The organism is Actinoplanes aureus (assembly GCF_015704865.1).
Taxonomy (GTDB): domain Bacteria; phylum Actinomycetota; class Actinomycetes; order Mycobacteriales; family Micromonosporaceae; genus Actinoplanes; species Actinoplanes aureus.
Genome location: NZ_JADQTO010000015.1, coordinates 84,505 through 106,606, shown reverse-complemented (window position 1 = coordinate 106,606; position 22,102 = coordinate 84,505). Strand labels below are relative to the sequence as shown.

The window sequence follows — 22,102 nt, the reverse complement described above, 5'->3', positions numbered from 1 at the left end:
ACCCTAAACAGAATCAGCCGCGGTGGGTGACCGTCCCGTCGACGACCGTCAGCGGCACCGGCGACTCGGCGAACTCGTCCGGGCCGGTGGTCAGCGGATCCAGCGCGAACACGCTCAGGTCGGCCCGCTGCCCGGGCGCCAGCTGCCCGGCCAGGCCGGCCAGTCCGGCGGCCGCGGCGGCCTCGGTGGTGTAGCCCTCGAGGGCCATCCGGGCGGTCAGTGCCTGCTCCGGCAGCACCGGTTCGACTTCCGGTGCCCCGGCCGGGCGGCGCAGCCGGGCCGCGGCGATGATGCCGCGCGGGTCGAACGGCGCGATCGGCCAGTCCGAGCCGAGTGCCAGCCGGGCGCCGTCGTCGCGCAGGTCACGGGCCCGGAACGCCCGGTCGGCGCGCTTCTTGCCGAGCCGGCTGGACCAGTTGTCGGTGTGGTCGGCACGCGTGTAGTGGGTGCAGTGGGTGGGCTGCATGCTCGCGGTCACGTCGAGTTCCCGGAACCGCCCGATCAGTTCGGACGGCAGGGTCTCCAGGTGCTCGACGCGGTGCGGTACGCGGGACCGGGGCAGCCGGGCGTAGGTGTCCAGGACGTACCGGATCCCGGCGTCGCCGATCGCGTGGGTGACGATCGGGACTCCGTGCCCGGCCAGCGTCCGAACCGCCTCGGCGTACTCGGCGGGATCCGGCCAGAAGCAGGCGGTGGACTCGCCGTGCGAGTCCGGCTCGTCGAGCCAGGCGGTCCCGCCGTCCACCGTCCCGTCGATCATGAACTTGGCGCCCTCCACCCGCCAGCGCCGCCCGTCCAGGCGCTGCTGGGCGATCACCGCGTCGAGGCCGTCCCGGCCGGTCCCGGGCATCACGAACGGCGCGAACCGCCACCGGACCGGCAGTTCCCCGTCCTCCTCCAGAGCCCGGATCAGCTCCAGCGAGTCGTCCTCGAAGTCCATCGCGTTCGCCGCGGTCAGCCCGACCGCCGCCATCCGTTTCAGCAGCTCGCTCAGCCGGGCCCGCCGGTCGGCCGGCGCGTCGTCCGGCAGCAGACGCCGGACCAGGTCGAGCGCCTCCAGTTCGAGCAGGTGCCCGGTGGGCCGGCCGTCCGCGTCGCAGACCACGCTCGCGCCGGAGACGAACTCGCGCGGTCCGGTGACCCCGGCCGAATCCAGGGCGCGCGGGCTGACCAGCGCCGAGTGCGCGTCGAACAACAGCAGGAAGACCGGCACGTCCGGGCCGAGCGCCTCGACCAGCGGCGCGTGGCTGATCGGTGCGCCCTCGAACGCGTTCGGGTCCAGGCCCCAGCCTTCCAGCCATCCGCCGGGTGGGACGGCGGCGGCTCGCAGCGCCGCTTTCAACCCCTCGACGGTACGCACGGACGACAGGTCCACGCCCCGGGTGAGACCGACACCCATGACCGGGTGGAAGTGGCCGTCCACCAGGCCCGGGGTGATGGTGGCCGTCCCCAGGTCGAGCACCTCGGTGCCGGGACCCCGCCAGTCACGGGCGTCCGCGCGGTCACCGAGCGCGGCGATCACCCCACCCGCGACGGCGACGGCCGTGGGCCTGCGGGGGCCCGTCCCGGCCAGGGTGTGGATCCGATCGGCCATCAGAATCAGGTCGGCGGTGCTCACGTGAACGCTCCTCGGTAGCGGCACCTCCACTGTCGACTACCGCCGCCACCCCGCGGTCAGGCGCCGAAGTGGCCGAAGGCGGCCCAGTGCACCGGGTGTTCCCGGCCGAGGAGTCCATCGCCGGTCTCGGCCTCCAGGCCGGCGTCGCGCGTCGCGGGGTCGTCCAGCACCCGGTCCGGCGGTGTGTCGCGCAACCACTGCTGGGCCGCACGCAGCGCCGCCGCCGGGGAGGGCTGCCCGGGACCGCGCCAGACCTGGTAGAAGCGGTGCATCAGCAGCGCGGTGCTGGCGTCGTAGACCGACCAGAACGAGCCGACCACACCGCGGGCGCCGCTCTGCAGGAAGCCGGACGGGAGGCTCACCACCTCGTCCGGAACCTCGCCGCCGATCACGGCGGACTCGCAGGCGGACAGGACCACCAGTCCGGGGTGGAACGTGGCCGACCGGAACAGGTCGTTGAGGCTGACCCGCTCGTCGTACGCCGGCAGCACCGCGCTGTCGGCCGGCTGATCGGCGTCGGCGTAACCGTGGCAGGCGAAGTGCAGCACCGGCCAGCGCACCATCTCGGCCAGCACCGCGGCCCGCGTCGCCTGCGGGCCGGTCAAGCAGAGCCCGCGGGGGAACCGGTCGAGGGCCGCGGACGCCTCGCCCGGTGCGTACCGCAGCGGGTCGGCGCTCACCGGCAGGGGATCGGCGACGGCCAGGATCCCGTCCCCGGCGACCGGCGCGAGGCGGGCGAGCGCCAGCGTACGAGCGTTCGGCGCATAGCTGATGACCAGGTCGTCCAGGGCGTACCGGCGGCCGGTCGGTGTGGACGCGTCGGCCCGCCAGGCGGCGTGCAGCGGGAGCATGCCCAGGACGCCCATCGGTATCAGGACCACCTCGGACTGCCCGGCCAGAGCCGCCACGACCGGCTCCAGGATCGCCGGCCACGACCACGCGGTGAGGTCCAGCAGAGCGGCGTGCCAGCCGGCCGGGTCGCGTCGCTGGTTCGCGTACGCGTCGAAGTACGCCCCGGCCCGGGCGGACAGCGTCGCGGTGGTCAGATCGGGCAGCCAGACCGCGGAACACCGGCCCTCGCGTACGACCAGGGCCACCCCGCCGGCGTCGGCCGGCACCAGATACACCAGCGGTGTGGTGCCCGCCGCCGCGGTCACCGCGGCGATGCTCGGCGGCCGCCGGAAGTCCTCGAAGCCGGGTAGCGCCTGGATTCGTGCGACGAGCGTGTCCACCGCGGCGCGGAGGTCGCCGATCGCCGGCCGCGACCCGATGCCGGGCTGGTCGGGTTGCTCCGCGGCGGCGAGGGCATCCACCGCGCGCCGGAAGCGTTCGGCGAGATCCGCGTGCCCGGCCTGGGCCAGCGACTCCAGGTCCGTGGTGGTCCGGACCAGCGTCTCGGTCAGGATGACGGCGCGGCCGGTCTCGGTGGCCACCACCGCTGCCTCGACGTCGCCGGTCCGTGCGAGGGCGTACGCGGCACCGGACGCGATGCCCGCCGCGTCGCCGAGCCACGCCTCCTTCTGGTCGCGGCGGCCCTGCCGGCGATACAACGAGTCGAGGCAGGCCATCCCACCCTGGTAGGCGTCGGCCGCCTCGTCCCAGTCGTCGCGTTCACCCGCCCAGCGCCCCAGAACGCGGGCCGCGGCGAGCCCGGCGTCCGGTGCCACGGTGAGGCCGGTCGCCACGATGGCGCGCAACCCGGCTGCCGCGGCGGTGCCGGCTTCCTCGTCCTTCGTCACGCGATGCAGTTCCAGCCGGGCCATGGCCAGGTTCATCTCGTGGATGAGGCGGGTCGGCGTACCGGCGGGGGTCAGGTCGACCACCTCACGGAACGCCGATGCGGCCTCCCGCAGTGCCTCCGGGGATCCGGTGGTGCGAGCCCGCGTCAACAGGATCCGGGCGAGGTTGTTGCGGGCAAACACGTGATCCGGTGAGCCGGGATGAGCATGGCGCAGCGCTTCGCTGTACAGCCGCTCGGTCTCGTCGAGATCCGCTTCGTTGCCGTGCCGGTCGTAGCGGTCGTGGAACGCGGATCCGATGTTGCCGAGCAGGCGGGGATCGGCGGCGCTGTCGGCCGGCTTGAGCGCGAGCGCCCGCTCGTACGCGGCGATGGCGCGTCCCAGATCCTCGTCACGGTGGGTGCGCAGGTATCGCGCCCGCAACGCGTTGCCCAGGTTCTGCCAGCGCATCACCGCCTCCGGTGAGGTGGGCGGGGTGCGGTCGGTGACCTCGGTCAGGGTCGCCACGACTCGCTCGAGATCGTCGAAGGCGCCCATCCGGGAGAACCGCTCACGGGTGCTGACGGCCAGGTCGTTGGCGATCGAGGGCCAATTGGGATCGTCCGGTGCGCATCGCGCGAGGGCGTCGCTCTTGACGGTGATGGACCGGTCGAGGTCGGCGAGGTCGGCGAAGCTGACGTAGCGGGCGAAGTAGTTCCCACCGAGATCAGCGAGCGTTCCCGCGTAGCCGGGATCCGTCGGTGCGCTCGTATGTCGCGCGCCACGCGGCGCCCAGGTTGACCAGTCGCAGCGCGCGCTCCGGTGAACCGGCGGGAGTACCGGCGATCGCCCGAGAGATCAGTGTCCGACCGGCTTCCAGGTCCGCCATGTCCTTCGTGGACTCGTAGCATCGCAGCAGCCGGGCCGCCGCCTCGTTGGCGGCGCCGGCCCGGTCCGGGCCGTCCGCCGGCAGCATGGCACCGATCTCCTGCCACACCTCGGCCGCGCGGCGCAGTGCCGCCGGGTCATGATCCCGTTCCCACCGCTCGTCCTCCTGCCGGGCGGCCGCCAGCAGCGCACGGCCGCGCATGGCGAAGGCGTCGTGCTCGATGATCGGCCCGAACACCGCGTCGACGCCCTCCGCGCGGCAGCGGGCGAGCAGGTCGGCCCGGCTTCGCAGAGCCCCGACGCTCGGGTCGCCCTGCCTGCGGTACCGCTCGACAGCGTCGGCCAGCGCCCGCTGAACCGGGTCGCCGAGCAACTCCGGATGCTGCTCCACCAGGTCCCGGGCAGTCGCGGCGTCGCCGGCGCGGAGGAAGTCCTCCAACGCCTGGCGAAGTCTGCGAGGCAGCCCGGCCCACTCGGTGACCACAGCCGTGATTGTTCTCCTGTCGCTCGATGTTTCCGTCGCGCTCGTCAGGGATCCGACGTCCGGGTCGTTCGTGGCACACTCGCGGCGTGGGTGAACTTCGGCATCTCGCCGGCCGGGTGTGGATCTACCCGTACGATCCGGACCCGGCCCGGGTGCAGGGTTGCGTCGCGGTGATCGCGGATGACGAGGGCAGCGTGCTCGTCGATGCCGGCAACAGCCCCACCATGGCCCGCCGGGTGCGTGATGCCGTCGCAGCGGCCGGTCTGCCCGCGCCGCGCCGGCTGATCTACACCCACCACCACTGGGATCATGTCTGGGGCGCCTGCGCCTGGCCCGAGGTGGAGATCATCGGGCATCGCGCCGGGGCGGCCGTCCTGCGGGCCGAGGCCGGCCGGCCCTGGAGCGAGGCGTACCTGCGGGAGCTGGTCACCGCCAATCCGCGGCTGTCGGCGAGCTGCACCGCCCGGGCCCGGGCGATGGCCGGTGACTGGGACGACTTCACCGTCGTCGTGCCGCACACCGAGTTCGACGACACGCTCACCCTGCCCGGCGGCGTCGAGATCCGGCACGTCGGCGGCGGCCACGCCGAGGACTCCACGGTCGTGGCCGTGCCCGACTCCGGGGTGCTTCTGCTGGGCGACTGTTTCTACCCGCCGCCGCTGCATCTGCGGCAACCCGGTGACGGGCTCGATCTCGCACTCATCCAACGCCTGCTCGGCGACTATCCGCCCGACCGGTACGCGTGGTACGCCGAAAGCCACGACGACCCGAAGCCGTCGTCAGCGCTGATCTGAGGCGCCGGCGGCACTCCTGGCCGCCGGCGCCCCTCGGCAGGTCAGCCGATGCGGATCGTCTTCGCCACGCTCGGCACCCCCTTGGCGTCCAGCGCGAACAGCATCCAGTAGCCCGGCAGCGCCACACCCGCGTCGGCCGGGATGGTCAGCCGGTAGCCGCCGGTCACCGCGGTCGGCGTCAGCGACAACCGCCGCTGGTCGGTGTTGACGCTGTGGGTGGCCGTACCCATGCGGACGATGGCGAACGAGGTGACCGCCTTGTCCGTGCTGACCGTGATGTTCGCGCCGTTGGCGGCGGTGGCCGGCGCGGCAGTGATCGCCGGCCGTGTGGCCGGCTTGCCGTCCTCGGTGAGCAGGTACGGCGGCGTGAAGATCTCCGCGTCGAAGTGGTTCGTCGCGCAACCGGTGCCGCAGAGGCCACCGCCGCCGGTGAATACCCGGGCGTCCGGCATCAGCAGCGCGACGCTGTGATAGGTACGCGGAATCGCCGCCGACGACATCGGGGAGAACGACGCGGTCGCCGGGTCGAACAGTTCGGCGCTGAGCACCGCGGTGTTGTCCGAGAACGGGACCGGGTAGTTCTGTCCACCGAAGACGGCCACCTTGCCGTCCGGCAGCACCACGCTGTTGTGGAACGCGCGGGTGTTCGCCATCGGCGCGACCTTGCGGGTGGTCACGGTGGTGCCGTTGACGGTCAGCACGTACGCGTTGGCGGTGGCGTTGTTGTTCTCGTAGTTCGGCGCACCGCCCACCGTGAGGATCTTGCCGGTGTCGTACATGACGGCGTTGCCGTTCATCGCGTCGGTGTCGTCGCCGCGCACCCCGGCCGGGCTGACCCCGCCGGTGCCGCTGGTCGTGTACCAGTTCATCGCCTTGCTCGGCCCGGCCTGCAGCACCCGGCCGCCGGTCCAGGCGAACAGCCAGGTGTGGTTGTCCTTGCGGTAGTCCCCGCTCGGGTTGGCGTCGGCGGTGAGCATCGGCGCGGCGTCCGCGCCGGGCAGCGCGGTCCAGCCGGTGGCGGCCGACCACACCTCGCCGGCCTTGTGCGGGCTGCCGTTGTGGCCGCCCCAGCCGCCGCTCCACGAGCCGCCGATGGTGAAGACCCGCCCGTCACCCAGTGTGGTGCTCGACTGGTAGCCGCGCGGCGTCCGCATGTTCGGCCCGGCCGTCCAGGCGTCGGTGGCCGGGTCGTAGATGCTGGTCTTCTCGCTGTTGTTGCCGCCGGTCACCACGATCCGGCCGTCCGGCAGGGTGGAGATGCCGGGACAGAACATGTCGTGCCCGGTCTCGGTGACCATGCGCTGGGTGACCACGCCGGTCGCCGGGTCGTAGGTCGCGGTCAGCGTCTGCCCGGTGCCGCCGCTGAACGCGTCCGGCCGGAACGCCGACCAGGTCAGGATCTTGCCGTTGGGCAGCTGGGCGGCGGCCACCGGGACCAGCGGGAAGCCGACCGGCGCGCTCCACACACCCCGCTTGGGTACGACCGAGCCGCTCGGACCGAGCAGGTCGATCTCGGCGGCGCTGCTCCACGGGCCACGGGTGCCGGCCTCGGTGAGTGCGGTGAGGCGTACGTAGCGGGCCTGCGCCGGCGGGAAGATCACCGTCTGCCGGGCCGGGCTGTCGGCGAACGCGCCGTCGGTCACCCGGTCGGTCCAGGTGGTGCCGTCCGGCGAGGTCGCGATCCGGTACCGGCCGATCCGTCCGTTCGCCGACGCGGCCGGGCGCGGCAGATAGGCCAGACCCCCGACGAGTACGGGGTTCCGCAGGTCCACGGTGAGCGTGTGCGGCAGCGGCGGCACCGGCGTCACACTCCACGCGCTGTGCCAGATCGTCGCGGCGTTGCCGTCCAGCACGTTTACCGCACGGCCGTTCTCCCGGGCCGTCTCCTCGCTGTCGGTCGCCACCGTCCAGCCGGTACGGACCAGCGTGGGATCGGCCCGGCCGAGCAGGTTGAACTCGGCGGCGCTGCTCCACGGGCCCCGGTTGCCGGCCTCGGTGAGCGCGGTGATCCGGACGTACCGGGCCAGCGCCGGCGCGAACGTGACCGTCTGCGCCGTTGCGCTGTCGATGAACGCGCCGGTCGCCGCCGGCGGCGTCCAGACGGTGGCGTCCATGCTGGTCTCGACGCGGTACTGGCCGATCAGGCCGTTGCGGCTGCCGTCCTGCCGGGGCAGGTAGCTCAGCCCGGACACCAGGTTCGTGACCTTCATGTCGATGGTGAACGTGTGCGGCAGCGGCGGCACCGGCGCGGTGCTCCACGCGCTGTGCCAGAACGACGCGGTGTTGCCGTCCAGGGCGTTCGCCGCCGCGTTGTTCACCGCGGCCGTCTCCTGGCTGTCCGCCACCGCGGTCCAGCCGGTCCGTGGCAGGGCCGGGTCGGTGCCGCCGAGCAGGTTGATCTCGGCCGCCGCCGAACGGGTGCTGCGCCCGCCCGCCTCGGTCACCGCGACGAGCCGCACATGCCGGGTGATCACCGTGGTGAACGAGACGGTCTTGAGGGTCGCGTCGTCGGCGAACGTACCGGTGGCCACCGGCGCGCTCCACGTCGTCCCGTCGTCGCTGATCTCGACCCGGTACTGGCCGATCCGGCCGTCGGCGGAACCGGACGGCGGCAGGTAGGTGAGGCCACTGACCGCCACCCGGTTGCCGGTGTCCAGCGCCAGCCGGTGCGGCAGGGCGGCGGTCCCGCTGTTCCACGAGGTCGCGGCGTCGCCGTCGAGCACCGCGGCGGCCGACGACTGCCCACTGTCGACGGTCACCACCCATCCGGTCCGCGGCAGCGGCAGCGGCGTCGTCACCGCCACCGGAATCGCCTTCGGCATGATGTGGCCGGCGTGCGGATCCGCCGGCGATACGGCCGGCGCGGGCTGGTGCAGTGCCACCGCCACGCCCACGATCAGACACATGACCAGCGTGGCCGCTGTCCGGGCCCACCACCTACCAGATGAACGCATTCATGCCCCCCAATGTCGAGTCGGAAAGAACTCAACAGCGTTCGTCTATGTCGCACCATCGACGAACGGTTGGGGTGACAGACAGTGTGGGAGCGCCTACAGTGGCGCGGCGGTGCGGGACGAGAGCCCCGGAATCAGGTCGACAAATCCGAAATCGGACGTCCGATCCGCGCCGTTGGGCGAGAACCCGGCGGTTGCGGCCGATTGGCGAATTCACCCGGACGCGGGGTGTTCGAGGCGATGCACCCTTTCTGGGAGGTCTGCTTGCCGGTCACGCGTACCGAAGAAGGGCAGTGACCGGCAGGTTGTATAGCGAGGGCTCAGGCCACGCAGAACTCGTTGCCGGAGGGGTCGTGCAGGACGATCCAGTGGTGGCCGTACTCGTCGTGCTCCGACTGGTATGTGGCGCCGAGCGTCAGCAAGCGTTTCACTTCCGCGTCGCGGTCCTCGGCGGTCAGGTCGAGGTGGCAACGGTTCTTGGCGGTCTTCGGTTCGCCGACCTTGAGGAACATGAACGTCGGGCCGGGCTCGGCGGCGCCGATGGTCGCGAAGAACTCGTTCGCCCCGTCGTCGACCGGGCGTTGCAGGGCCTGCGACCAGAAGGCGGCCAGGGCCGTGCTGTCGTCGCAGTCGAACGTGATGTGCGCGAGGGTGAGCAATTATTCCTCCGAGTGTTGAACAGGCCAGCAGATCTGTGTGCGGTAGTCGCTTTCCGGCACCTCGTCACCCGGGCCGGTCAGGTAGTTCTCCCGGACCGGCCCGGCGATGGCGAGATCGGTGCCGGCCATCCAGGCGCCGAGCGCGCGGTAACCGGCCGAGATGCTCCGGTAGGGGCCGGTGAACTCGGCGACGGCGAACCGGCCACCCGCCAGGTGATCGCCGCCCTTCTCGGCGGGCACGTAGGCGACGACCGGCACGGGCTCGTCGTGGTATTCCGCCGGGTACAGCGCCCCGGGCGGGCCTGAGACGACCGCGCCGGCATCGGCGATCGAGGCATAGAGCGAGGGGTACGCCTCGCCGAGAAACCCGGCGAACTGGTCCTCGCGCACGTCCCGGACCATCGTGAAGACGCGAACCGGCGGGATCGTCCGCTCGGTCACCACGGCCGGGGTCACCGCCGCCGGATCGGCGAGCAACTCGCCCGTGACGCGCAGGATCTGCTCCGTCCGCGCCCGCTGGGCAAGTGTCCGCTCGTGGTGCTCCGCCAGCACTCGGCGGGTCACCGCGGGATCCCGGGCGGCGAGCACCTCGCGGATGCTCACCAACGGCACGTCCAAGGCGCGCAGGTGCCGGATCACCGCGGCGTCACCGAGCTGACTGGCCCGGTACCCGCGGTAGCCGGTGCGGGGATCGACCACGGCCGGCGGAAGCAACCCGGACTCGTGGTAGCTCCGCAGCGTGTTCGCCGAGATCAGCGTCGCCCGCGAGAAGGCGCTGATCGACAGAAGATCGTTCACCGCCTCAGTGTCAACCTTCACCCAGGGTGAAGGTCAAACAAGCCCACTACCCGCCCGTGCCACACAATGGCGCGGTGGATCACATCAGGCGGTGGGTGCGCATCGCGGCGGGGATCACCGGGCGCGGTCCGAGGGAACGGCGGCTACGGGCCGCCGCGGCCGGCCGGACCGTACTGATCACCGGCGCCTCCGAGGGAATCGGCGCGGCCGCGGCTCGCCGGTTCGCCGCGGCCGGCGCCACCGTGCTCCTGGTGGCACGCACCGCCGAACGCCTCGAACAGGTACGCGAGGAGATCGTGGCGGCGGGCGGGCGCGCCTTCGTGCACCCGGCCGACCTCTCGTCGCCGGACGCCGCCGCCGCGCTGGCCGCCGACCTGGTGGCGCGGTACCGCCGGATCGACATCGTGGTGAGCAACGCCGGCCGGTCCATCCGGCGCTCGGTCGCCGACACCGCCGACCGGTTCCACGACATCGAGCGCACCATGAGCCTGAACCATCTGGGACCGGTCCAGCTGCTGCTCTTACTGCTGCCGGCGATGCGGGCGACCGGCGGCGGGCACATCGTCAACGTCTCCACGGCCGGGCTGGCCATGCACACGCCGAACTGGTCGGCGTACCACGCTTCGAAGGCGGCGTTCGACACGTGGCTGCGCAGCGCCGCCGTGGAGTCGCGGCGCGACGGCGTCACGGTCAGCACCGTCTACCTCAACCTGGTCCGTACCCGGATGAGCGCGCCGACAGCGCACTACCGCCGGGTTCCGATGATGTCGGCGGCCGAGGCGGCGGAGATCGTGTGCCGCGCGGCGGCCCATCGCCGGTCGTGGTGGCCGTGGTGGGCCCGGATCGGCGCGGTCGCGTCGGCGGCGCTGCCCCGCACCACCGAACGGGCACTGGCCGCCGGGGTGTGGGCACTCGACGCCGCCGAGCCACTGCGGGTGCTGGCGACGACCGGCCTGGTGCGGCCCGGCCGGGTGGTGCGGATGCTGCGCGCCGGCCGGCGGCACGGGCGCAGCCTCGCCACGGCGCTCGCCGCCGGACCGCCCGACGGGGTCGCGCTGGTGGACGCGGACGGGCCGGTCACCTACCCGGAGCTGGACGCGATGGCCGACTCTTGCGCGGCGAACGCGGCCGCCAGGCTGGGCGTGCGCGCCGGTGACCGGGTCGGGCTGGCCTGCGCCGGCCACCGGGGCTTCGTGGCGGCGTCGATCGGGTTGGCCCGGCTCGGCGTCGACGTGGTCCTGCTGCCACCCGACCTGCCCGGCGACGTCCGCGCCGAGGTCCTGCGCCGGGAACGGGCCGCCGGGCTGGTGCACGAGCCGGGCGGGGACGCTTCCGGCGTACCCTCGGCGGTTTGGTCCGATCTGCTCGCTGCGGCCGCGTCGCGACCCGGCCCGGCGCGGCGGCCGCGTCCCGGGCGCATGTCCGTGCTGACCTCCGGCACCACCGGGGTGCCGCGCAGTGTGTCCCGCCCGCTGCCGGTGGGCATGCTGCTCGGCCCGGTGACCACCCACCTGCGGCTGACGCCGGTGCGTCGCGGGGAGCCCATCGTGGTGGCGACGCCGCCGCATCACGGGTACGGCCTGACCTACCTTTCCGCAGGTCTCGTTCTCGGTGCCCCGGTGATCCTGGTGCCCGGAGGCGAGCCGGACCGGATCCTGAACGCGGTCGCCGAACACCGCGCCGGCCTGCTGTTCGCGCTGCCGATCCAGCTCCGCCGGATCTGCGACCTGCCGGCCTCCCGGTGGCCGGCAGTCGACTCGCTGCGCGCCGTGGTCAGCGGTGCCGCCCCGCTGAGCCCCGACCTGTGCGAGCGGTTGCGCGACCGCTTCGGGGACCGGACGTTCAACATGTACGCCACCACGGAGGCCGGCTGGGCGGCGATGGCCACACCGGCCGATCTGCGAGCGGCACCCGGTACGGTCGGCCGCGCCCCGCGCGGGGTACGGGTCCGGATCGCCGACCCGGACGGTACGCCGCTGCCCCCTGGCCGGGTCGGGGAGATCCAGGTGCGGGGCTGGCATCCGGATGGGCTGTGGTTGCCGACCGGCGACCTCGGCCATGTTGATCCGGCCGGCCGGTTGTTCGTGGACGGGCGGCTCGACGACATGATCGTCTCGGGTGGGGAGAACGTTTATCCCGGTCCGGTTGCCGCGGTCCTGACCAGCCATCCCGACGTGGCGGACGCGTTGCTGGAGCCGGTTGCGGATGCTGAGTTCGGCCAGCGGTTGCGGGCGATCGTGGAGGTTCGGCCTGGGGGTTCGTTGACTGCCGAGCAGTTGCGGGAGTGGTTGGGGACGCGGCTGTCCCGGGCTGAGCGGCCGAGCGAGATCACCGTGGTTGCGGCGCTGCGCCGCACGGCGACTGGCAAGCCGGTGCGGGAGCGGTGACGGCGGGATCGGTGGCGGGCATCAGGTGGCGGGCGACGGACGGCGGGCCGCAGGCAGTGTGCCCCAGGCGGCGGGCCGCAAGGGCGCGCGCGATTGCCCGTGTTCGTCGCCGTGACCGGCAGGTGATGGTGTTTCCCGGTGGTCGCGCTGGGGCGGTGAGGGACAGCCGGGCTCGCGCTGGGAGAGCGGGGACGGGTCGGCTTCGGCGGGACGGTGGTTACGCGTACCCCGAAGAAGCGGGACCGGCCCGGAGAGCCTTCGCGGTCAGGGTCCGCCGGCCGGATCTTCTCGGCCCAACGTGAGTGTTGTCTCGAGGCCGTTGAGACAGCATTGAGTGTGGGCTGAACAAGATCACCATCTGGCCTAACCGCGAATGACCTCGATTGGTTTTGAGGTCGATACCGGTTTCACCGGAGGTTCAGTCTGCGGGAAGCCGCTCTCGTAATATCCCTTATATTTCGGCTCGTCCGCTGCCCGGATAACGACCGCGGTAACCCAGAAGTGTAAACCTTCCGGGTCTGCCTGCTCGCCGAAGGCGGCGTCCACGCATTTCCAGGCGGTCGTTGAGAGCCTGTTGCACGACCCCTGCGGGAAGACGCGCTCGGAATCTTGCGGCTGCACCAGGATCCAGATCTCCTCGCCCGGTTGCAGCGCATTCATCTGTCCTCGTATGTCGGCCAGGAGGCCGACGCGCAGACCATTCAGTTCCGAGTCTATGGTCAGGCCCCGCGGGTTGGTGTCGACCGATGTCGCCGGCGCGCTTCGGGTGGCCGGCTCCGACGGTCCGGGCGCCGGGCTGCGAGGAGCACCGGCCTCCCCGCCTCCTTCCTGCTGGCCGACCAGGTAGCCGACGGCTCCGCCGGCGGAGACCGCGACGACGAGGGCGCCGATCAGGATGGCGGCTCGGCGCGTTCTCATGACGGCTATGGTGACCACCGCGATGACAATTGCCACGACGACGCTCACGGCGAAGAGCCAGAGGCCGTTCTGAATGTGGCTTGTCAGGAATTGGGCCACGGCGGAAAGAGTGCCGAGGATCCCGGCGATGACGGGAAATGTTTTTCGCTCTGCCGGAGTCAGTCGGTGCGGCGGCGGCGGGTCGTCGTCGGATTGATTCACGGGCGGCCCTCGGTCTCGGTCCTAAGCTGTACGCATTCAGATGATGTTATCCGCGCGCGCTCGCCATGCCGTCATCCGTTAGAGGGAATTGCTGGTGGGTTTCCGACCAGGATGAACGGGGCCCAGAAGTGAGGATGCGAGCTGCATCCGCAGGCGCATAGCGCTGTCGGTGTGCCCGGTCATCGTGGCGAGTGCTTCGGCCCGCGGTCGGGTCGGCCGGTGTCAGGAGCCCGGCCAGCAGGATGCCGGTGTCCTCGACGAGGGCGCCGGCAATCGCTCCCGCGAGTCGCTCGTCGAGCTCGCGGGACACTTCCGCGTAGTCAGGCGTCATCGAGCACCAGTCCTCGGGCGACGAGGATAGGCTCGCCGCGGTACCGGTGGAAATCCTACTGTCGACTTGTCGCCGACCCCCTTGACCTGCGGGAAGATCCGGACGAACCATCGCGGTGTCCGAGGACCGCGACCGGTGGTGAGGGAGTGGGAGATGGCGCGCCAGAGGTTCGGGGACGTGATCGTTCTGCTGCCGGGTATCACGGGCAGCGTGCTGCAGCGCGACGGCAAGGACGTGTGGGCGCCGTCCGGCGGAGCCGTTCTGAACGGGGTGCGCAGCCTCGGGCGCAGCGTCAAGGAGCTGATGCTGGAGCGGGACCCGGTCGACCAGGACGACCTGGGCGACGGGGTGGTCGCCACCCGCCTGGTCCCGGACGTGCACCTGATCCCCGGACTGTGGGGCATCGACGGCTACTCCGGCATCTCCGCGATGATCACGAGCACGTTCGACGTGGTGCCCGGCCGGACGTACCTCGAACTGCCGTATGACTGGCGGCGCGACAACCGGGTCGCGGCGCGCAAGCTCGCCGCGACGGCTGGACCGGCGCTCCACGAGCAGCGCAAACAGAACCCGGACGCGAAGCTGGTTCTGATCGGGCACTCGATGGGCGGGCTGGTCGCCCGCTACTTCCTGGAATGCATGGACGGGTGGAAGGACACCCGCATGCTGATCACTTTCGGTACGCCGTACCGAGGTTCACTCAACGCCCTGAACTTCGTCGCCAACGGGTTCACCAAGAAGATCGGCCCGTTCAAGGTGGCCGACCTGTCCTCGCTGCTGCGCTCGTTCACGTCGGTGTACCAGCTACTGCCGATCTACCCCTGCGTCGACGCCGGCGACGGCAAGCTGACCCGGGTCGCCGAGTCGACCGGCGTGCCGCACCTCGACCGGGATCGCGCGCACCGCGCCGAGCACGACTTCCACCGGGCGATCGAGAAGGCGGTGGCGGCCCGGTCGGTCGCCGACCCGTACCGGATCCATCCGGTCGTCGGTCTCACCCAGTCGACCTCGCAGTCCGCCCGGCTTGCCGGCGGCCTGCAACTGCTGGACAGCTACGAGGGGGAGGACCTGGACGGCGACGGCACCGTGCCGCGGGTGTCCGCCACCCCGATCGAGCTGGACGGCCGCAGCCCCGACCCGTGCGTCTACGCGCCGGAGCGGCACGCCTCGCTGCAGAACGGGCTGTCCGTGCAGACCCAGCTGCTCGGGCTGCTCAACCCGGTGCGGCGCCAGGAGCGCTTCCGCGACGCCCGCGGCGGGCTGCGCCTGGACGTCGACGACCTGTACGCCGCCGGCGAGGAGATCTCCGTGGCGGTGACCGCCGGCGTGCGGCGCGTCGACCTGATCGCCACGGTCGCCGACCTCGGCCGGGGGCGCCGCGCGGCCGGCCCGCTGCCGCTGACCCGGACCGACGACCTGCGGCACGCTCTCGACCTGCCGCCGCTGGAGGCGGGGACCTATCGCATCGAGGTCTCGGCACTCGGCGAGTACGCCGGCTCGGTGCAGCCGGTGCACGGCGTGTTCCTGGTCGCCGACGACGCCGAAGCGGACTGACCGGCCATGCCCGGGACCGTCTACGCCCTGCTCGTCGGGATCAACGACTACCAGGGCCGGCTGGACACCCTGGCCGGCTGCGTCGACGACGCGAAGGCGTTCTGGACCTTCCTGAAGGGCCGGGTGCCGGCGGGCTCGCTCAGCGTGCTGCCGTTCTTCGACCAGCAGGCCACCCGCGCGCGGATCACCGACGCGTTCTCTTCGCACCTGGGCAAGGCCGCGGCCGGTGACGTCGCGGTGTTCTTCTTCGCCGGGCACGGCTCGTTCGAGCGGGTGGAGGACCGCTTCTGGTTCCTGGAGCCGACCGGGCGGAACCAGACGCTGGTGTGCGCCGACAGCCGCCGGCCCGGCGTACCGGACCTGGCCGACAAGGAACTCAGCGTCCTGCTGGACGAGGTGTCCGCCCGTGGCCCGCACGTGCTCGTGGTCCTCGACTGCTGCCATTCGGGCGGCGGGACCCGTACCCCGCAGGGTTTGCCCGCCGGCGTGCGGGTGCGGATGGCGCCGCCGGCCGCGCAGGTGCGCGCGGTCGATACCTACCTCCCGGCGGTGCGCGAAGCGGTGCTGCGCGCCCGCGATGCCGCGGCGCGGCCGATCGCCGGCCTCGGGCGGCACGTGGCGCTGTCGGCCTGCGAGTCGCACCAGCTTTCCAAGGAGATCGAGTACGGCGAGGACGGCGGCAGTCGTGGCGTCTTCTCGTCCGCGCTGGTGGAAGCACTCACCCTGCTCGGGCCCGGCGCCACCTACCGGCAGTTGCTCGGTGCCGCCACCAACCGGGTCCGCAACCGCGTCGGTGACCAGAGCCCGGTGAGCTACGCGACCGAACCCGACGACCTGGACCAGGTGGTGCTCGGCGGCACGGTGCAGGCACCTCGCTCGGGCGTCACCCTCGAACACGACCGGGACGGCTGGTGGATCGACGCCGGTACGGTGCACGGCGTCGTCGCGCCCCAGGGCACGGAGACCACCGTGCTCGCGGTGCTCCCGCCGGATCCGGCCGGCGGTGATCAGCCACTGGGACAAGTACGCGTGACCCGCGCCGATCCGGCCCGCTCCCAGGTGCAGGCCGACGGCGACTGGCAGCCCGATCCCGCCCGCCGCTACCCCGCGGTCGTGGTGGACGTGCCGCTGCCACCGGCCACCGTGGAGCTGCGCGGTGAGCCCCGGGGTGTCGAGCTGGTCCGCGCCGCGCTGCGCGACTCCCCGCACGTCCGCGAGGCGGCCAACGGCCACGGTCAGCGGTTCCTGGTCGTGGCGGAAGCCGGCCGGCTGACCGTCGCCCGCGCCGACGCGACCCCGCTGACCTCGGCGGTGAACGCCGACGAGGCGGGTGCCCGTACCGTGGCGCGCCGGCTGGAGCACCTGGCCCGCTGGCACCTGATCAAGGAGCTGGACAATCCCGGGTCGGCGATCGCCGGCCAGGTGGAGCTGGAGATCGTGCCGGCCGAGAAGGGGGAGGAGCCGCCCCGGCCGGGCGAGCGGGAGCCGCTGCCCCTGGACCCCGGCGGCGTGATCCGCCTCGGCTATCGCCGCACCGGCGCCGGCTGGACGAAACCGTACGTCTTCGTGCACGTGCACAACCGCAGCGACCGTGACCTGTACTGCGCCCTGCTCGATCTCACCGACAGCTTCCGCTGCCACGGCAAACTGCTGCCGGTCACCCGTATCCCGGCCGGCGGGTCGGCGGTGGCCTTCCACGGCCGGCCCATCGACATCGGGCTGCCTCAGAAACGCATCGAGGCCGGCGGCACCCAGGTCCGGGACTGGCTCAAGCTGATCGCCGCCGAGCAGCGGTTCGAGCCGGACGCGTACGCCCTGCCCAACCTCGACGAGGTCGTCACCCGCGGCCCGGCCACCCGGGGTCCGGGCCGGCGCAGCGTGCTGGATCGCATCGGTGACCGCGTGGTGACCCGCGACGCCGGCGACGACGAAGAGCCGGCCGGAGCACCGGAGTGGACCACCACGACGGTCGCCCTGGTCACCGAACGGCCCGCCGACGGGGTCACGGTTCCCGGCGCCGGCGAGGCCCGGCTGAGCAACGGCGACACCGATGTCATGACCGTCCAGGGGCATCCCGGCCTGGCCGGTGCCCGCGTCGTGCTGGGCACCAGTGAGCAGGCTGTGCGCGCGCTCGGCGTACCGGACGTGGCGCCACCGCTGCCGGCGGGAGAGTCCCGGATCAGCGCGGTGACGTTCTCCGGGGTCCGGGCCACCGAGGACGCGCTGGACCACCTGGCGGTGTCCGGCGACTTCGCGGCGGACCAGGTGACACCGCAGCAGCCGCTGCGTCTGCGTCTGCGGTTGCCGGCCGGTGACGACGACCTCGTGCTCGCCGTGGCGCGCGACGGCGAACTCTTCCTGCCGCTGGGTGTGGGTACCCGGTCGGCCGACGGCGAGATCCGGCTCGACCTGGTGCGGTTGCCGGGCAACGAGGTACGGGTCTTCTTCCAGCGGCTGGCGGGTTACCGGCTGGGCACCGGCTCCGGCCCGCGGCTGTCGCCCGCCGAGGCCGGCACCGGCCGGGTGCTGCTGCTCGTGCACGCCGTCCCCGGTGGCACCGAGACCGTGCTCGCCGGGCTGCGCGAATCGGTGGGTGACGCGTACGACACCGTGCTCGCCTTCGACGCCGACAGCGTCGGCACCACAGTCGAACAGAACGCCGCAGCGCTCGCCGACGGGCTGGCGCGGGCCGGCGTCAACGCCTCCGCCGGTCGACGGCTCGACGTGGTGGCGCACTCGATCGGGGCGCTGGTCGCCCGCTGGTGGCTGGAGCGCGGCGGCGGAGCGGACGTCACCCGCCGGGTGGTGCTGACCGGCGTGCCGAACGCCGGCACCCTGTGGGCGCGGGCGCCGGGCGGCTGGGCCACGGGTGCGCTCGCGCTCGGTCTCAACCAGACGGTCCCGGCCGCGGTGCTCGGCGGGCTGGCCGGCATCGTGGAGCGGGCCGGTCCGGGCACCGGTGGGCTGGAGCCGGACCCGGCCACCGGCACCGGCGAAGCGGGCGTGGCCTGCACCGTCGTGGCCGGGCAGGCGTCGCCGCGGTTGCGGCCGCTGCTCGCCCGGTTCGGCGCCGCCCCGGACGAGTCCGGAGATCTCCTGGTGAGTGCGGCCAGCATGCGGACGCCCGGCGCGGTCGTCCGGCAGGTGCCCTGCGACCACCTGACCTACTTCCAGGAGCCGCAGGCGCTCGCGGCCGTGGCGGCGGCACTGACCGTCAGCTCCGCCGCCGCTGATTGAGGAAGTCGACCATGTCCGCGTCCATGCCGAGCGGGGCGCCCCGGTTGACGTAGTCCATCAGGTACCGGGCGGCGTGGACCAGGCTCTCCCGCTCGACGAGGGCCCGGATCGCCTGGGCCAGCGCGCGCAGCACCCGCGGGTCCGTACCGTCCTGCCGGTGCGCGGCCCGCAGCGCCGCGACCGCCTCGTTGAGGTCCTCCCCGTGCAGCATCTGGAGCCGGCCGAAGTGGTAACGGGCCTGCCGCTGCCACTCGGCGCTCCCCGGATCCCGTTCCTGCTCGGCCCGCCGGACGCCGGCGTCGTCGTAGAGACTCCAGGCCTTGCGCAGAGCCGCGAGGGCGGCCGCCGGATCGTTGCGCACCTGCAGGGCCAGACCCAGCTGGAGATAGCCCTCCGGGTACGGCTCGTGCTGTGCCTCGCGGCCGGCGATCAGCGTCCGCGCGCATCGGACCGTCTCGGACGCGGCGGCCGTCCGGAAGTCGGCGAGGGCGCGACAGGCTCCGATCGTGACGGACCGGTCCTCCCAGGCCTGCCGGGCGGCGCGATCACCCCGGACGATCACCGCAGCGGGTGCCGGCAGGGGAGTCGCCGCGATCCACTGCTCATAGCTGAGCCGGTCGCGCATCGCACCCGGAAGAGCGGCGAGCAGCGTGCGCATGGCCGCACCGGTGAGCTCGGCGCTCTCCTGCACGGGCCGGGCCAGCTCGTCCTCGAAGACGGTGACCGTCACGCTGCCGGGCAGGGCGAGAGCCCGCTTGCCGATCTCGACGGGGAGCGCGACGTCGGTACCGGTGGCCGAGCGGGCGAACGCGGCACGCAGATCGAGCAGGGTGATCAGGTTCTGCGCACCGGTGAGAGCCTGGTCGACCTCGGTGGCCGCGACCTCGCCGTCCGGGGTGAGCAGGACGGCGCCGCTCTCGCGCCACTGGACCGTACCGGCGACGACGAGCACGGTCTGGCGCTCCTGCGAGCCGGCGGCGACGTCGCGCAGCGCGCTCAGGAACTCCGGGCCGGTGGCGGCCGCGGACAGGGTGGTCACGTCGGCTGCCGCTATCCCGGCTACGGCGGCGACATCCGCCGCGATCAGCGCGGCCGCCTCGCGGGCGTGCGGTTCCATGCCGATGGCGAGCAGCCGCGGAGCCGGTGCGACGGTGCTGGTCAGTGCGGCCAGAGCGGTGGCGAGGGACTCGGCCGTACCCGCGCGGGCGGGTGCGGCGTCCGCTCGCAGCGCGGCCGCGGCCGCACGCAACGCTTCGGCCGCGGCGGCGGTCCGGCCGCGGTTTAGTTCGGCCTCGGCGAGGTCGGCCCAGAGTTGCGGGTACGGATCACCCAGCGCCTCCCTGGCCCGGCTCAGCTCCCGGTGTGCCGCCTCGGCGTCGCCGCCACGGAGCAGGGCGACGCCGAGTGCCCAGACGGCCAACGGCGCGTCGACCAGGGCGCAGCGGCGCCGCAACCTCTCGACGTCCTCGGTGCGGCCGCGGCGCCGCCAGACGCGCCACAGGCCGGCACCGGGGAAGGTCCCGTCGAAGGCACGCGCCCGCCGGGAACCGATCAGCTGCGGAGTCTGCTGAGCGATCTGGAGGCGGTCCATCTCGGCGCCGGCGTCGTCGATGAGATCGCCGTATGTGTGCGCCTCCTCGCGGTCCAGCGTCTCGACCAGCGCGTGCGAGAAGAGGCCGTGCATCGACCCACGGATCCGCGCCGCGTAGGCGAGGTCACCCACACCGCACGCCATCATGACGGTCAGCGGTCCGGGTGCCCGGCGGGCGTACTGCACCAGCGCCGCGGAGACGTGGGTGTCCAGGATCAGCACGACCTCGCGGACCGGCAGGTCGAGCGCGTCGATCAGCTCCCGCGCGGTGATCCCGATCGGCCGGTCGCCGGCGATGTCGGTGACCAGGTAGGGATCGTCCAGTCCGCCACCGTCGGCGGCGTGGCCGGTGAAGTAGACGATGACGACGTCGTCGGGTCGCGAACCGTCCCGCAACCCGGCCAGCGCGGTCAGCACCGCGTCGCGGCTCGCCTTGTCATCGACCAGGACCGTCAGGTCGGCGGGAGCGACGCCGAGCTTCGCGACGGCCGTCGTGGACATGGCGGCCACATCGACGACGACGCCGGGCAGCGACATCCCGATCTGCGAAGCCATCGTGCCCACTCCGAACAGGAGAGCGCGGCGGCGGCCCGGCGGATTACGGCCGTCCAGCCAGTCGGCGTACGCGACAGCCCAGGGGGTCTCGGCCGCCTGGGGTGCCCGTCGCGCGTACTCCCGGAAGGCCTGCACGGCCTCCGGGAGGTGGCCGTTCTCAGCCTGAGCGATGCCGAGGTCCAGCCAGGTCTCCGCGCTCACCTCGTCGGGTGCGGCCGCGGTGACGGCTCGCAGCACCTGCGCCGCCTCGGCGGTGTGCCCGGCGGCGAGCAGGGCCGCGCCACGGCCGGCGTCGGCCGGTGGCAGGTGCCGCTTCAGGTCGGCGGCGAGCGCGTACTGGCGGGCGGCGAGCAGGAACGGCGCGGGATCGTCGAGCTGCCAGCCCACCTGGTAGAGGCCGCGGGCCAGGGTCAGGTGCTGTTCCACGTCGAGTTCGGCGGTGACCGCCATCGGGAGGCTGCGGTCGAACGCCGTGTCGCCGATGTTCGGGTGCTGCCGGTTGTCGGTGGCCTGCTGCACCTGGTCGCGGACGTATTCGAACAGCTCCCCGACGGAGACGATGCCGTCGCGGGTGCCCTTGTAACCGTCGGCGGCCCCGCGCATGCCGTCGAGCAGGAAGTGGGTGAAGACGCCGTGGCCGCCGCCCCACCGGGCGTCCTCCTCGGCGGCCTCGCTGGCCTCGGCCGAGGTCAGCAGTGCCACCCCGCCCTTCGCGTTCGCGAGCGCCTCCAGGTAGCGGTTGGTCGCCTCGGCCCGGCCGGTGGCGCGCAGGCCGGTGCCGACACCGCCGCTGTGGCAGGTGTCGACGCAGATGACGACCCGATCGGCCCGCACCACCGTGCGCAGGCTGCGGTCGATGTCGTCCATGGGCAGACCGGTGCCGGCCACGTCCGCCGGATCGGTGTCGTGGGTGTACAGGTAGAGCGGTCCCGCCGGGCGGCGCGGGTCGGGGCCACCATGGCAGGCGAAGTAGAGCAGCACCAGGTCGGCCGGCAGGGCCGCCATCAGGAAGCCGCGCAGGGCACGGGTGAGGGCGCCGGTCGTGGCCTGCTCGTCGAGGAGCAGGCGGACCCGGTCGGGATGGAAGTTGCCGCCCTCGGGGGTGTACAGCAACTTGCACAGCTCGTCGGCGTCGCGCCGGGCCCACTCCAGGTTCAGCTGCCCGGCCTGATAGCTCGAGATGCCGACGACCACCGCCCAGCGGTCACCCACCGGCGCGACCAGAGGTAGCCCGAGGTCGTCGTCACCGGCGTCACGGCGCCGGCTGTTGCTGTTGATGGTCATGGTGCCGCCCCGCTTCGTCCGAGGAGAAGCCTAAGTCCGTGACGGCATGACGCCGCTGACGAATCTACGACGGAGCACCCGATCAGGGTGTGCTCAGGCCGCCGGCCGGCCCCGGAATGTCCGCAGCCGGA

General features: G+C 72.7%; 12 protein-coding genes. 4 read left to right on the top strand and 8 right to left on the bottom strand.

The window, feature by feature from the left end:
• Positions 1–13: 13 nt before the first annotated feature.
• The 3 genes from I4J89_RS28905 to I4J89_RS28895 all read right to left on the bottom strand — a co-directional run bounded on the left by I4J89_RS28905 (position 14) and on the right by I4J89_RS28895 (position 4,708).
• A complete protein-coding gene (locus tag I4J89_RS28905) occupies positions 14–1,618 on the bottom strand; it encodes an amidohydrolase (RefSeq protein ID WP_309238516.1) in 1,605 nt (534 codons plus the stop codon).
• A gap of 56 nt (positions 1,619–1,674) precedes the next feature.
• Positions 1,675–3,894 carry a CHAT domain-containing protein gene (locus I4J89_RS28900; RefSeq protein ID WP_196417256.1) on the bottom strand — a complete coding sequence of 740 codons (2,220 nt, stop codon included), beginning with the start codon at positions 3,892–3,894 and terminating at the stop codon, positions 1,675–1,677.
• A gap of 169 nt (positions 3,895–4,063) precedes the next feature.
• The gene (locus tag I4J89_RS28895) at positions 4,064–4,708 is read right to left on the bottom strand and encodes a hypothetical protein (protein ID WP_196417255.1); all 645 of its coding nucleotides are present in this window, start codon (positions 4,706–4,708) and stop codon (positions 4,064–4,066) included.
• Positions 4,709–4,794: 86 nt separating this feature from the next.
• On the opposite strand from I4J89_RS28895, the gene I4J89_RS28890 reads away from it, so the two are divergent.
• A complete protein-coding gene (locus I4J89_RS28890) occupies positions 4,795–5,502 on the top strand; it encodes an MBL fold metallo-hydrolase (RefSeq protein ID WP_309238515.1) in 708 nt (235 codons plus the stop codon).
• 41 nt (positions 5,503–5,543) lie between these two features.
• Here the strand turns inward: I4J89_RS28890 and I4J89_RS28885 are convergent, their stop codons facing one another.
• From I4J89_RS28885 to I4J89_RS28875, 3 genes are all read right to left on the bottom strand, one after another.
• Positions 5,544–8,456 carry a galactose oxidase family protein gene (locus I4J89_RS28885; RefSeq protein WP_196417253.1) on the bottom strand — a complete coding sequence of 971 codons (2,913 nt, stop codon included), beginning with the start codon at positions 8,454–8,456 and terminating at the stop codon, positions 5,544–5,546.
• 320 nt (positions 8,457–8,776) lie between these two features.
• Entirely contained in the window at positions 8,777–9,115 is a 339-nt protein-coding gene (locus I4J89_RS28880) for a VOC family protein (RefSeq protein ID WP_196417252.1), read from the bottom strand.
• Positions 9,116–9,913 (bottom strand): MerR family transcriptional regulator, encoded by a 798-nt coding sequence (locus tag I4J89_RS28875; RefSeq protein WP_196417251.1) that lies wholly within the window; start codon positions 9,911–9,913, stop codon positions 9,116–9,118.
• Positions 9,914–9,987: 74 nt separating this feature from the next.
• On the opposite strand from I4J89_RS28875, the gene I4J89_RS28870 reads away from it, so the two are divergent.
• A complete protein-coding gene (locus I4J89_RS28870; RefSeq protein WP_196417250.1) occupies positions 9,988–12,300 on the top strand; it encodes an SDR family NAD(P)-dependent oxidoreductase in 2,313 nt (770 codons plus the stop codon).
• Positions 12,301–12,663: 363 nt separating this feature from the next.
• Here the strand turns inward: I4J89_RS28870 and I4J89_RS28865 are convergent, their stop codons facing one another.
• Positions 12,664–13,419, bottom strand: a complete 756-nt coding sequence (locus I4J89_RS28865; RefSeq protein WP_196417249.1) for a hypothetical protein — start codon at positions 13,417–13,419, stop codon at positions 12,664–12,666.
• A gap of 484 nt (positions 13,420–13,903) precedes the next feature.
• Here I4J89_RS28865 and I4J89_RS28860 point away from each other — a divergent pair, with 484 nt between their 5' ends.
• Entirely contained in the window at positions 13,904–15,304 is a 1,401-nt protein-coding gene (locus I4J89_RS28860) for a lipase/acyltransferase domain-containing protein (protein ID WP_196417248.1), read from the top strand.
• A 6-nt stretch (positions 15,305–15,310) separates the two neighbouring features.
• Positions 15,311–18,541 (top strand): DUF7379 domain-containing protein, encoded by a 3,231-nt coding sequence (locus I4J89_RS28855; protein WP_196417247.1) that lies wholly within the window; start codon positions 15,311–15,313, stop codon positions 18,539–18,541.
• Here I4J89_RS28855 and I4J89_RS28850 read toward each other — a convergent pair.
• A complete protein-coding gene (locus I4J89_RS28850; protein ID WP_196417246.1) occupies positions 18,519–21,971 on the bottom strand; it encodes a caspase family protein in 3,453 nt (1,150 codons plus the stop codon). The genes I4J89_RS28855 and I4J89_RS28850 overlap by 23 nt on opposite strands.
• Positions 21,972–22,102: the final 131 nt, after the last annotated feature.